The 11,950-nt window shown below is 57.5% G+C and carries 7 protein-coding genes; 1 reads left to right on the forward strand and 6 read right to left on the reverse strand.

Translation table 11 applies throughout. The features are described from left to right. Positions 1 to 16 precede the first annotated feature (16 nt). Positions 17 to 325: a ribbon-helix-helix domain-containing protein gene (locus ACI2KB_RS15200; RefSeq protein WP_404635859.1), complete on the forward strand. Its 309-nt coding sequence runs from the start codon at positions 17 to 19 to the stop codon at positions 323 to 325. A 71-nt stretch (positions 326 to 396) separates the two neighbouring features. Here ACI2KB_RS15200 and ACI2KB_RS15205 read toward each other — a convergent pair whose 3' ends face one another. From ACI2KB_RS15205 to ACI2KB_RS15230, 6 genes are all read right to left on the reverse strand, one after another. Next, positions 397 to 1,920: a fumarate hydratase gene (locus ACI2KB_RS15205; protein ID WP_404635861.1), complete on the reverse strand. Its 1,524-nt coding sequence runs from the start codon at positions 1,918 to 1,920 to the stop codon at positions 397 to 399. 233 nt (positions 1,921 to 2,153) lie between these two features. Continuing rightward, positions 2,154 to 4,604, reverse strand: a complete 2,451-nt coding sequence (locus ACI2KB_RS15210; RefSeq protein ID WP_404635863.1) for an RHS repeat domain-containing protein — start codon at positions 4,602 to 4,604, stop codon at positions 2,154 to 2,156. A 59-nt stretch (positions 4,605 to 4,663) separates the two neighbouring features. Next, positions 4,664 to 7,084 carry an RHS repeat-associated core domain-containing protein gene (locus tag ACI2KB_RS15215; protein WP_404635865.1) on the reverse strand — a complete coding sequence of 807 codons (2,421 nt, stop codon included), beginning with the start codon at positions 7,082 to 7,084 and terminating at the stop codon, positions 4,664 to 4,666. A gap of 73 nt (positions 7,085 to 7,157) precedes the next feature. Next, positions 7,158 to 9,812, reverse strand: coding sequence for a hypothetical protein (locus ACI2KB_RS15220; protein WP_404635867.1), 2,655 nt, complete (start codon positions 9,810 to 9,812; stop codon positions 7,158 to 7,160). Positions 9,813 to 9,882: 70 nt separating this feature from the next. After that, complete coding sequence (locus ACI2KB_RS15225) at positions 9,883 to 10,887, reverse strand: hypothetical protein (protein WP_404635869.1); 1,005 nt, start codon at positions 10,885 to 10,887, stop codon at positions 9,883 to 9,885. A 101-nt stretch (positions 10,888 to 10,988) separates the two neighbouring features. Next, the gene (locus tag ACI2KB_RS15230) at positions 10,989 to 11,933 is read right to left on the reverse strand and encodes a hypothetical protein (protein ID WP_404635871.1); all 945 of its coding nucleotides are present in this window, start codon (positions 11,931 to 11,933) and stop codon (positions 10,989 to 10,991) included. Positions 11,934 to 11,950 lie beyond the last annotated feature (17 nt).

Genomic DNA, 11,950 nt, shown 5'->3' on the forward strand with positions numbered 1-11,950 from the left:
CTCACAGGGGAAAACCATGTGCGAACTCTACGTAAAGGCCGACCCGATTCTCTATGAATCCCGCTCTCGTTCGTTGCGCATCTGCGGCGTGGTGACGACATTGCGGCTGGAAAACCAGTTCTGGGACATCCTCGCGGAAATCGCCCGCCACGACGGCATGACGACCAATCAATTGATTACCAAACTGTACGAAGAGGTGATGGGATTCAATGGCGAGGTGGTTAATTTCGCCTCGTTTCTGCGGGTGAGTTGTACGCGGTATTTGAGTCAGAAACGACCCTCTGTGGCGCCCGAGCCCAGCCTTTTGCGAGCGGTGGGCAAGTAAGGCCAGGGGCGAAGCGCACATGAAAAAGCCCGGCACTGAGGCCGGGCTTTTCGTTGCTGCCAGAGCAGCGCTTACTGCACTTCCACCGCCAGACTCTCACTGATCTTCTTCTGCCAGATGGCAGGACCTGTGATGTGTACCGACTCGCCTTTGCTATCGACCGCGACAGTGACCGGCATGTCTTTGACTTCGAACTCGTAGATCGCTTCCATGCCCAGTTCAGGGAATGCCAGCACTTGCGATTTCTTGATCGCCTGAGCGACGAGGTACGCTGCGCCACCCACGGCCATCAGATAGACAGCTTTGTTGTCCTTGATCGCATCGATGGCGGTCGGGCCGCGCTCGGATTTGCCGATCATGCCCAGCAGGCCGGTTTGTTCCAGGATCTGGCGAGTGAACTTGTCCATACGGGTAGCGGTGGTCGGACCGGCTGGGCCTACCACTTCGTCACCGACCGGATCGACCGGGCCGACGTAATAGATGAAACGACCTTTCAGGTCCACCGGCAGGGTTTCGCCCTTGTTCAGCATCTCGACCATGCGTTTGTGCGCAGCGTCGCGACCGGTGAGCATCTTGCCGTTGAGCAGGACGGTTTCACCCGGCTTCCAGCTCTGCACTTCTTCTGGTGTCAGGGTGTCGAGGTTGACGCGGCGAGCCGAAGGACCAGCTTCCCAGACGATTTCCGGGTAGGCGTCCAGCGGTGGCGCTTCCAGCGAAGCGGGGCCGGAACCGTCGAGCACGAAGTGGGCGTGACGGGTGGCGGCGCAGTTCGGGATCATGCAGACCGGCAGGGAGGCTGCGTGGGTCGGGTAGTCCATGATCTTGACGTCGAGCACGGTGGTCAGACCGCCCAGGCCCTGAGCGCCGATGCCCAGTTGGTTGACCTTCTCGAACAGCTCCAGACGCATTTCTTCCAGACGGTTCGACGGGCCGCGCGCTTTGAGCTCGTGGATGTCGATGGACTCCATCAGGACTTCCTTGGCCATGACCGCAGCCTTCTCGGCGGTGCCGCCGATGCCGATGCCGAGCATGCCAGGCGGGCACCAGCCAGCGCCCATGGTGGGAACGGTTTTCAGCACCCAGTCAACGATCGAGTCGGACGGGTTGAGCATCGCCATCTTCGATTTGTTTTCCGAACCGCCGCCTTTGGCTGCCACGTCCACTTCAACGGTGTTACCCGGAACGATGGAGTAGTGAATGACCGCCGGGGTGTTGTCCTTGGTGTTCTTGCGAGCGCCTGCCGGGTCGGCGAGGATCGAGGCACGCAGGACGTTTTCCGGCAGGTTGTAAGCGCGACGCACGCCTTCGTTGATCATGTCGTCCAGGCTCATGGTGGCGCCATCCCAGCGCACGTCCATGCCCACGCGTACGAATACGGTGACGATACCGGTGTCCTGGCAGATCGGACGGTGGCCGGTGGCGCACATGCGCGAGTTGATGAGGATCTGAGCCATGGAGTCGCGCGCGGCGGGCGATTCTTCGCGCAGGTAGGCCTCGTGCATGGCCTGGATGAAGTCGACGGGGTGGTAATAGGAGATGAACTGCAGCGCGTCGGCGACGCTCTGAATCAGGTCATCCTGCTTGATCACGGTCATGGGCGTTCTCCTCTGTCAGGCGGGAACATTATATGGGCGGTTGGCGCACGATGCGCTTGGCATCTGCGCGAACGGCCTCTGGCTCTGCTACCGCTCAGGCGCAGCGGCAGGAAAAAGGCGCGGCAGTATACCGCGTGGAGACCGGCGCGACACCCTGCCGCAGGGTAAACGTTGGTCTTAAAGGGCACGGTGTCGGTGTCTCCGCTTAGCCGGGATGCCGGGAGTCCAGCGGTTTACTGAGGGTAATAGAATTTGTAGGTCGCCAGTTCGTAGTTCCTTCCCATGTCATAGGGCAACTGTCTGCTTATCTTGAATTGTTTCCAGAACGACACTCGCTGTAGCGGAAAATTGGTTTCGATGACTTTACCGACGGCCCCATATCCGAATCGGGTCATCAAATGGGGCGCGTGGAGGTGGATCACTTTATCGAAGCCAATCACAGGTCTGCGTACGACATCGGCAACCTGTTGCGCGGCGCCGCTTCTTCCACCTTCACAAGCCAGCAACACAAGGGGTCGATCTGATGCATAGCCTGCCAGCCGGGGGGCAATTTCCTGTCGGGCAATATTGGCCGCGTCTTCGAAGACCCCGTTTGCATTCATCAGATGACCGTTTTTCAGCCCGTGGGTCTCAAAAGCCCTGAGTTCCCCCGGCCCCCAAGGCTTGGGTACGTCGCCCCACAGGTTGTGGTGGAATGCGACGTCGGGTCTTGGTGAACCGAACAGAACATCGGCATGACCCATTTTTCGGATAGGCGCGCTTGGTGAGCCTGACTTGGTGTATCGGCCCATATTCAAGGCTGAGCGGCTGGTTTTGAATCCGATTGTCAGCGCTCCAGCGGCGGCCAATCCGGTGCCGAGCGAAACCCAGCCCAGCACGTCGGAGGCGTTGGAGTCTGCGCCCGCCAACTCCATGCCCATTGCCGCAATGCCCGTGGCTGTCGAGGTAATGTCCAGAGCGACGGCACCGATGGTTATCGCTGCACTGGGCGTGAGCGCCGACCATCCCGCAGCGGCGATTCCTCCAATGACGGCCGACGCCGTGCCGAAACTCGCGATAGCAGTCGCTATGCCGATCGCTAGCCCAATACCGGCCAACGCATAGCTTACCCAGCTATGACCGTCCGGATCGATGCGATTGACCGGATCACCCGCGCAATAGGCATAAGGATTAAGCCCTCCTTTGCCGAACGGACTCAGGCTGTCCGGGCTGAGAAAGCACATCAACACTGGGTCATACGGGCGGTAGTCGCCCAGAATCTGCCAGCCAGTCAGTGGCTCCTGGCGTTGCCCGGCAAACCCGAAGGGCACATGCTCGGTGCTTTCTGGCTCGGCGCCATGGGCGCTGTAGCGACGGGTGCGGATGTCGCTGTCGGCTTCCAGTTTGATACTGCCCTGTGCGTCGGCGCCCAGCAGAATCGTTTGATGGACACCTCCGGCGATTTTGTTGATGGCAAACATGCCCTGAGCACCTGAGCAAAACTGCATGCTGTTTTCGCCGGTCCGTTCATGGGTCAGCTCTTCACCACTGAAAAAACTGCGGCTCAGGGTGCCATCCAGCGTGCGGTCTGCCAGACGGCCATGGGCGGTGTAGCCGTATTGGCAGGTTCGGTCATCAAGATGCACTTCAGTCAGACGGTCTTGCGCATTCCAGACCATGCGACGTCCCAGGCTATCGCTCACTACACGGCCACAGGCATCGTAGGTCAGTGTCACTTCCTGGGGCCAGGACGGGTGGGTGTGAGTGATCTTGACCACCTGAACGGGGTTGCCCTTTGCGTAAGTGAACAGCGCCTCGTCGGTACTTTCGTCTGTGAAGGTAGTCACCACTTTCTCGTGGCCGTTGAGGGCGTTGAATGAAAATTCCTGTCGCACGATGCGGTTGCCGAATGGATCCTCCGGCGCTGCGAGGGCATTGGCGACGTAGGTCACCAGACGACCCCGCGTGTCGTATCCGAAAGCCTCTTCGGCGAGCTGATCATCTTCAGTCCAGATGCGAGAAATGATCTGATCCAGCGCGGAGTAGGCGAGGGTCTGGGTGAACGTGTTGATGACCGGCTGCTCAGGGTCGCCAATAGCGGTGGTCGAGAAGGTTCGCGTCGACTCACGCCCCAAAGCGTCGTAGGTCATTGCCGTGGTCAGTGTACGTGAGTTGTCCGGATCCTTGATGATGATGCTCACTGGACGCGACAACCCGTCGTAGCTGTAGCGGGTTGTCAGGTTGCCGACCTGAGTTTGTTGCACGCGCCCCTGAGCGTCGAAATGGCGTCGATGGTTCTCGCCGTTGGCATCCCTGAAGCCTTGCAGCAAACCGTTTATCGAGTACAGCCACAGGGTGTTGTACGGCGTGCCGTCAACGGTCCAGGTGTCCTGTTGAGGCTGGCCTGCCATCGTGAAGTCGAATGCCTCTGTGCCCAGCGCGCCACTGGCTGAGGCGGGCATGCCCAACGGGTGGTATGACAGTTGTTGCGCGGCTTCGTCCTGCGGTTTGACGCTGAGCAATTTGTTGCTCAGCGCCGGTTCGTAGGTAAAGTCCACGCGCTTGCCATTGGCCAGGACGTTGGCCGTGGGCGGGAGTTGCCCTTGAGTGTATTCAAACTGGGTGATGTAGCCTGCGGCCTCTACCGACAGCTGTCGACCCAGGCCGTCGAAGGTCTGCCGACCAATGATCAGGGGTGTGTTCATGATTTTCCAATCCTTGGAAGTTGAGTCCAGATGGTTCGTTGCACGCCGTCGGAAGCATGTCACGCTGCCGAGGCTGCTGCTGGTGGATAAAAGATCTTCGAAGCGGCCTCCCGGTAGGTTGTCTTCCAGGCTTTCACGGGGTTGCGGGTTGCCAATAGACGCTCGAAGTAAGGGTTGGCTTCTTTGGCAATGGTGTTTTTGTTGGCAGGCTGAGCCAAGTTGACGAACTTAATGTAGGCCTTATGAGTGAATGCCTGTACCGGCCGGTTCAGCTCCCTGGCGATTTCCAAAGCCGCACCATTCTTCGCCCCCCAACATGACACCAACACAATGGTGGCATCCGCGTCAGGGAGGTTTGCAAGCCGTGGGGAGATAACCGTTCTGGCAAATTCGGCTGCGGACATGGGTTTGCCGTCCGGGCCCATCAGGATCGGGCGCAGGGGATCGCCATGAGTGACGAACGCAGCACGTTTGGTGCGGTGATAGTTAGGAATGAAACCCACGTCAACACTGTTTGACGCAGCCTCGTAAATGACTTCGTAATCCGCTTGTTTTCTGGGAGTTGATTTGAAACCATGCGTGCCCGCGCGTCGGAAACCCAATTTCAAGCCCAGTCCTGCCCCCGCCAGGCCGGTCACCAGCGAAATGGCCCCGAGAATCGATGATGCTTTTCCATCGTTGCCTGAGGCTTCGAGGAGTGTGCTTGCAGCTCCGGTGGCTAGCGCAACGATATCCAGTGTCGTGGCGACCAGTGCGGTGATATTTGAAGTCGTGAGTAAACTCGTCCCGGTGCTGAACAAAACTCCAAAGGCAGGTAATGCCTGCAAGCCAGGTATCAAACCGATAAAACCCAGGACGATGCCAGTGACTGCCAAGGCGTAGCTCACCCAACTATGGCCGTCCGGGTCGACGCGATTGACCGGGTCCCCGTCGCACCACGCGTAAGGGTTGATTCCCCCCTGACCGAACGGGCTATCGGTGTCAGGGGCCAGAAAACACATGAGCACGGGGTCATAAGGCCGGTAACCGCCTGGAATGTACCAGCCTGATACCGGCTCGCACTGCTCGCCGGTATAGCCGAACGGCTCGTTGTCTGCAGTGGCTACGTCTGCCCCATGCGCACTGTAACGGCGGGCTCGCACCGTGTTGCCTGCCTCCATGCGCACGCTGCCCTGGGCATCGGTGCCCAGCAGAATGGTCTGTCGAACGCCGTCCGTCACTTTGTTCACGGCGAACAGGGCATCCATGTCACCTATTAACTGAATACTGTCTTCGTCGGTCTGTTTGTGGGTCAGTTGGTCTGCGCTGAAGAAGTCTCGGGTAAGGATACCGTTCACTTCGCGGTCGGTGAGTTGGCCACTGGGGTCGTAGCGGTAGGTGCACGTGCCTGTAGGCGTTTGCACTTCGGTCAGTCGACCTTGGGTGTTCCAGCTTAAATTTCGCCCCAGGCTGTCGCTGACGACCCGGCCGCAGGCATCGTAGGTCAGCGTGACTTGCGAAGGCCACGAAGGGTGAGTGTGGGTAATCTCGACGACGCGGGTGGGGTCGTTTTTGGCATAGCTGAAGACAGCCTCGTCGTGCGTTCCATCGATGAAGGTGCTGACGACCTTTTTATAGCCATTGAACGCGTTGAAGGTGAACACCTGCTCGACGATCCGGTTGCCGTAAGGATCTTCTGCCGCCGCCCAGGCATTGGCCGTGCAGCGCACCAAGCGATTGCGCACGTCGTATTCGAATGTTTCCTCGCCTTGCGCCTCTCCATCGGTCCAGGTGCGAGAAGTGATCTGGTCGAGCCCTGAGTAGCTCAGTGTCTGGGTCAATGTGCGAGTGGTGGCCTCGGGTGCCTCGCCCGCTTCGGCATCCGTTGTCTGCACGACCGTAAAGGTGCGGGTGTGTTCTCGCCCCAGCGCGTCGTAGGTCAGCGACGTGGTGAGGGCCTGCTGGCTTTGCGGGTCGATGACGCTCACGGTGAGTGGGCGAGACAGGGCGTCATAGGTGTAGGTCGTCTCGACGTCTGCCACGCGGGTCTTTTCCACGCGTCCGACTGCATCCAGATGGCGCTCATGAACCACGCCTTGCGCGTCATTGAAGCCTTGCAGCAAGCCGCTGAGCGAATGCCGCCAACGGGTGGTATGAGTCTTGCCGTCCACTGTCCAGTTATCGTTGTCCGGTTGACCAGCGGCTGTGAATTCGAAGGCTTGGGTGCCCAATTCCGCTTCGATGAAGGAGGGCTGGCCAAGCATGGGATGGCGACTGATCAGGGTCGTCGTTTCGCCCTCCGCAGCTATGCTGAGCAATTGATTATTCAACGCCTTTTCGTAGGTGAACGTGATCTTCTTGCCATCGGCAAGGGTGTTGGCTGCTGGAGGAAGCTGGCCGTCGATGTAGTCAAACCGGGTAGTGTTCCCTCCCACTTCGACGCTGAGTTGACGGCCCAGGCCGTCGAAGGTCTGCCGACCGATAATCGTTGGTGTGCTCATGTTTCCGATCCTTGGAAATGATGTAAGTCGTGGGATGCTCTTTCCGCTCTCAGGCTTCCCGACACTCGCTCGGTCATTCGGATGGCGCGGCTTGCGATTGTTCAGCGCTCGAGGGTGTCACAGCGATGGTTTCCGGGTGGTTGGCATCGCTGTGCAAGGCGTATGTCCAATTCACGACCGTATCGTCGGCCAGACGCTGTTCGAGGACTCGGCCATAAACATCCAGTCTTAACGACGTTACGCGGTCCTGTTGGCCGGGCACCTTGATGGTGGTCTGGGTGACACGATCCAGCCCGTCGCGTACCCATTCCTTGGTGCGGATGAGCGTGCCTTCGCTGTCATACAACTGCTCCTTTATCGGGCTGCCTGCAGCGTTGTGCCGGGTCATCGTCTGCGGCCCCTGAAGGGAGCCGTTCTGCTGCCAGGCTTTGAGGGTCAAGGCCACCGGGTCGTGTTCATTGCAACTCTGCACACCATCCGGAGAAGTGGTTTGACGCACTTGACCCCAGTCGTCGTATTCGAAGGTTGTGGTAAGCGTGAGCGCTGTGACCGTGGCCGGGTTTTCCGGGGCACGCAGCCAGTCCTGCTGTGTTTCGCTGATTGTTCTGCCCTCAGCGTCGAACACGGTACGGGCGATCTCGCGAAACTCATCGGGAGCGTGGTCTATATCCTGCAGTTCGATGCGAACTGCGCGGCCTTCTCCGTCGAGCCATTGCCGACGTCGCTGGCCCGTGGCAAGCACCTGCTCGATCATCACCGGGTTTTCGCCCTCAGCGGCGGTTTCGATCGCCACCTTGTCTTTCACGTGATAGGACGACGTCATCTGGGTCTGATAAGGGCTGTCGTCGGCGTTGACCGCTTTGGTCACACGACCAAGGGCGTCGTATTCGTAACGCGACAATACACCCGCCTGATTGCGCTCGCGGGTGAGTTGGCCGGTGATCAGCGAGCGCGAGCTGCTTTGAGTCGCACGAACCAGATCGGTGTCCTCGAAACCTGTGACGGTCGTGTGGGTGCTCAACTCATCGTTGGTCAATTCATAGCGATAGCTGGTAGTGGTGGCCTTGCCATTGAGGGTGATGACTTTTTCGCTCACGCGAGCATAGTGGGGGCCTTTCTCGGTGATGTAGGTCTGGGTCGTGGTTTCCAGATCACGGGAGTGAGTTTCATCCCGCACCCTCTCGCTCTGCACCACTACGAACGGAAGGCCACCTTCGATAGTGGAATCCAGCGCTTTATAGGCATACGTGGTGGATGTCTCGGATGCGCCGCCGTAGGTGCCGTCTTCCACGAGGGCCGGCTTGACGGTTTTTTTCTTCAAGAACCTGACCAGGCCCAGAGGGCTGGCCGGGCAACCGTCGCTCTCTTCGGTCGCTTCCACGCCTTCGGCAGGGTAATACTCGCTGTGCTCCTCGATCCCGTCGGGTGTGCGTGTGAAGAGCACATTGCCGAACGTGTCGTAGCGGTATTCGGTCTCTTCGCTACGTTGCAGGTTTGCAGCGCTGTGATCGATAAACGTCGTTTTCCGTAGGTGGGGAAGCTGGCACCACGCGGGTTGGTCTTCCCAATGCTTGCCAGTCTCGATGCCGTAGGTGGTGGTGTTCCGGATCTCGCACTGTCCTCGGCGAGTCACTTCACTGGTCAGCAGATGAAAGCGGTTCCAGGTGCGCGTAGTGGTCGAAAGCGTGCGCTCTTGTTCATCTGTCAGCGTTTCAATGACTTCGTAGTTGTAATCTTCCTGGACCGCATAAAGGTTGTCGCGTCCTGTCTGCCAGTCGAAGGGGTGCTCGCTGCCGAACCCCAGAAAGTTGAGTGCTCCGACCCATTCGTAAGAGCGGGTCAGTTCAACGTCTCCTGTGCCGGATGAGTGCTTCCATTCAATCACCCTTGGTAGTTCAGGGAGGGGAGCACTTGGTGGAAGCTGGTGGCCAAACTCACCCGTCCCCCATCTGACGCTATCGGATGCCCCCAGTGGGCTAGTGAGCTCGGTAGGCAGCAGTATTTCCAACTGGTCGCTCACCGGATGAGCCTCATAAGTCACCGTGAAGGGTTGATCGATGCCAGGCAGGTACACAGAGCCCAGCATATCGTTCGTCAGCTGCAGGGACAGGGTACGAGCCTCATGGCCTGGCACCTGAAATACCACTTCTGCGCCGTCACTTTGAACCGCCAACAGGGTGCGAGTCTCGTCGCGGATTTTGTCGAGCCTGAAATCGTCATTGGCGAACGCGGACCAATCCACGAACATCCGACGCCCCTCTGGACTGCGTAGCTCCGTCAGGAGGTATTTGGCACTGTTGTGTTGTTTCGTCAGAATCTCGGTCTGCCCGGATTTATGATCGATTCGGACCTCCGTGTCACTTTGGCACGTGATCACCACGGATTTAAGTTTGTTGTCCAACAACAGCAGCTCGTTGCCAGGCGAGAAGTCGGTATTTTTGATATCAATGGCAAAACTTTCGCCTGACGAAAGTTGTAGGGAGGCTGAGGTTTGCTGAAGGTTGATTTCGCTGAAACCCAGTGCCCAACCGTAACCAAAGCCTCGGTCGACGGTCGAGGCCAATACGTTGAATGACAAGGTGGGCGAAAGAGAGGGACCCGCCAGACCGTTAGCGGGAAGAAGTGGCAATTGGAATGCAATCGTAAACTGACCCGTCCGTGCATCTACGCCAGTCTTGATAAAATCCATGAAATTTGTAGCTTGGGTATGAATACCGCTGATAGACATATCATCGTTCCCTGTAGGTATGCCTGATAGAGGACGCACCCTTTTGAACTTGCGCTCAAAAGGGACGTCGTTACCGCTGTGCTATCAAGCGGTCGTAATAGTGCGACTCAATGACTTTGAAGTTTGGAATGTTGCCATTGGATTCCGTAAACATCTCGATTTTATGTGTGTTCCCGTTCTGATCCCGCAACAGCCATACACTGCGCTCATTGACGGTTTTTACCGATACAGGAAATGAAGAATGCTTCTCATAAATCTTGACGCGTACAAACTTCATGACGTTGCGTCCGGAGACGTTGATGGTGATGTGCTCGTTACTGAAACTCAGCTTTGTACCGACCGTATAGGCGATGTGCGTGTGTGTACGGCTTTCGTGGCTGCTGAAGAACCAGGATGCGTCGGCTCCGAACTTTTTGTGGAACCACGGTTCTCCCTCACCCACGGTCCCTTCTTCAGCTTTTACGGACTCCACCAGTCGGTTTCGTGGGTCTTTGAAGGATAGATGGTAGACGTCGACGTCCAGCTCTCTCGTGGTTTTCTGCCCTCCGTGCCAGTAGCTCAGGTCCTCCTCGTGAACATCTTCGCCCCAGAATGTGAAATCCTGGCGAGAAAGTATCAGGTCCGGATTGGCTGTCGTTATGATGCACGATGAATTGAAGTATTTGGTTCCCGTGATTGCCACAAGGTCATCATCTTTGTTCATGGCGGCGTGGAGATTGATGGGGACCTCCGCTTCATGAGTGGAGGAAATGTAGAAGGTTTTGATGTTCTGGCCTGCGATAACCTCCGGCGCTCTTACGTTAGACGGACCCCGCGGGTCTTGAAAATATTTGAATCGTGGGTCGCGGGTGGTCGAGACGGTGAACTCATCCGACAGCTCTTGGAACTCACCCCCTTTGGAGGTCACGAGCCTGAGGCTATTTAATTGCTCTTCAGACAGCTCCACATTTTTTGCCGGTTGATAGGTGACCGTTATTTCGATCTGCTGATGCCCGTTGTTGTAGATTCGAGGCTGGCCAGAGGTTATCTGAATTTTAAATGTGCTGAGAAAGTTGGTGTTTTCAATAATCTTCATTTTTATTCCATCCATGGATTGACGAGTCGCCCGATCTAGGCGTGCTTGAAAGAGGCTCTGGGCGTCTCGTCTAGATTAAACAGACTGAAATCGCTTGCGCCTCAGATGTATTCGAGCAACTCGAAATCCATACCTGCGCCATCGTTGAACTGTTTCATCTCGATCGTGTGTGCATTTCCATATTGATCCAGCAACTCCCAACGGCTAGCGTCGTGATGGAACTCCACCTCAGGACTGTCGCTGATCGTCTTCAGTCGCACGAAGTTCATGACGCCAGGTGTCTGGTTCAGCGGGATGGCGGTGCCCTGAAAGACGAACTCCTTGGGTTCGCCCACCTTATAGGCGTGGTGGTAGAAGTTCTGGAAGCGTGTCGGGACGTACTCTTCTTCATTAGCGTCGTCCCATGGAGAAATATCGAGGTGGTTCTGGTAGTAGGCGACGCCTTCTCCAGCCCCGCGAGGAACAGATGCCACAATTCTGCGTTCTGCGTCCTTGAAGGCCAGGGAATAGATTTCGCAGCCTGCCCGCGAGGTAGCAAGCTCCCGGTTTGATACGTTGTCTGCCCAGAACAAGAAATCGTCTGCACCCACCTGTGTGGGTACTACCGACTCCACAGTGACCGAAGCGCCAAATTCGCTGCTGTGAGTGACGTAGCGTTTCTCCTCGTTTTTGCTGATCACCGCATAGAGCGTATCTTGAGAGCCGTCAGGGCGGGTCGACGAAACATAGAAGGTGCGGCGCTGAGTCGTGGATTCGAGGTCTGTGGTGTCGGAGGCAGAACCTGCGTCCGGGTGATAGTCGAAGCGTTCGTCCCGCTCGGTGCCGAGCTGCAGTTCGCCAGACAGCTCCTGATAATTGCCGTCATCATCCAGAGTGACGAGCTGGATGCTCGCCATCTGCTCCTCGGTGACTTCTTCACCTTCCTGTGGGGTAACTCCGACCGTGATTTCCACCTGGTGGCGGCCGTTGGAGAACACTTTGTTGGAGCTGGAAGTGACCGCGAGGGTGAAGGCGCTGATCCATTGGGTATCGTTGTTGTAACTCATGGTTTTTCACCGTCCAT

The sequence above is a fragment of the Pseudomonas sp. NPDC088444 genome (assembly GCF_044900175.1).
Taxonomy (GTDB): Bacteria; Pseudomonadota; Gammaproteobacteria; order Pseudomonadales; family Pseudomonadaceae; genus Aquipseudomonas.